Source organism: Pseudomonas sp. S12(2018) (assembly GCF_024355235.1).
GTDB lineage: Bacteria > Pseudomonadota > Gammaproteobacteria > Pseudomonadales > Pseudomonadaceae > Aquipseudomonas > Aquipseudomonas palmensis.
Map to the genome: position 1 here is coordinate 1 of NZ_QLAD01000007.1, position 1,347 is coordinate 1,347.

The window sequence follows — 1,347 nt, forward strand, 5'->3', positions numbered from 1 at the left end:
CTTGCGTGGTACCAGTGCGACCACTTGGGCACGCCAATGGAGCTGACCGACCACAATGGCGAGATGGCGTGGGCGGGGCAGTATAAGGCGTGGGGTGAGGTAAGAGAGGAGCGCTCGGGCTGGGCCAGGCAGATTGGGCTGAGCAATCCGATACGGTTTCAGGGGCAGTATCACGACCGGGAGACTGGGCTGCACTACAACCGGTATCGGTACTATGATCCGGGGGTGGGGCGGTTTATTGGGCAGGACCCGATTAGCTACTCGGGTGGCTTAAACCTGTTTATGTACGCACCAAACGCTGTCGAGTGGACAGATCCACTAGGCTTGGCAGCGACTGGGCAACTGGGTACATATGGAGACCTCACAGGCACAGGTAACGCTGGCGATAAGTTAGATGCACATGAATTGGTGAGAAATAAGGCCCTAGAACAGATGGGTTGCAAGGGCGGCGGGAGAATGGAAGGCAACCCGTCTATTGCATTGACGAGAACTCAGCATGTCAATGTACATAGACAAGAAGCTGCCCTTTCCAAGGTGCACTTGGGCACTAACGGGAAAAATGAGTTTGAGCTTGGTGAGAATGGTAAGCCAACTAAGCGTCAGATGGATGTGTGGCAGGGGGCGCTTAGAAAATCTGGAATGAGTGCAGCTCAGGCAAAACGTTTGCGAAAAAAATCGAATGCGTTCTTACAAAACAGCTGTTGTTGCTAATTGGGAGAGTTATTTGAAAAATTTGAAAGTCAACGCGACCGTGGCCAGATTAACTGAACCTCACATGGCAGGCGGATGCCTATTGACGCAAGATATAGAATGGCCGGTCGACAAGCATGGGCATCCACTGCTTCACCTTTTGACAATGCCGGCCGAATGGGTGGAGCTTGGCGCTCAAGGGTGGATATCATTGTTTTCGCCATACTATCGAGAGGATACATTTCTTCACTGGGAAGAATTGACGGCTGAAAGAGAAAATTGTTCAGTAGTAATTTATCATGATAACGATGGGGGTGAAAGGAATGAGTATAAGGAGTTTGCATCGTCTCCGTGCAAGGTCTTAATTGAAAATGACATAGAGTGTGATTCTTCTAACAATTTCAGCTCAAGAGTCTGTGGTGTTGTGTCTTGGTTACAGGACGAGGAGTCAGTGGCAGGTGCAGAGTGCCGAATAATGTTGAATGGAGATGATTTTGATATCGCTTTTCCAGACGATGTCGGTATTTTCTCTGGCGGAGTAGTTTATGTGTTTTTAAACGAAGGATTTAGTGAGAAATCGCGGCCTAGCGTGCAAGGCGTGATGACTTTTCAGTTTACCTAATGTGCGGTTAGTTTGTGCTTGAATATTTTACAATT

General features: G+C 48.8%; 2 protein-coding genes. Both read left to right on the plus strand.

Annotated features, from left to right (window positions below; all coding sequences use genetic code 11):
• The coding region (locus DN388_RS17110) for an RHS repeat domain-containing protein (RefSeq protein ID WP_255001333.1) at nt 1-711 on the plus strand (711 nt) is incomplete at its 5' end.
• Nucleotides 680-1,312, plus strand: a complete 633-nt coding sequence (locus DN388_RS17115; protein WP_157811447.1) for a hypothetical protein — start codon at nt 680-682, stop codon at nt 1,310-1,312. The genes DN388_RS17110 and DN388_RS17115, both read left to right, overlap by 32 nt.
• Nucleotides 1,313-1,347: the final 35 nt, after the last annotated feature.

What these genes read in the sequence shown, in the direction of transcription:
- DN388_RS17115 (WP_157811447.1), top strand. Translation starts at nt 680, where the DNA reads ATGCGTTCTTACAAAACAGCTGTTGTTGCTAATTGGGAGAGTTATTTG.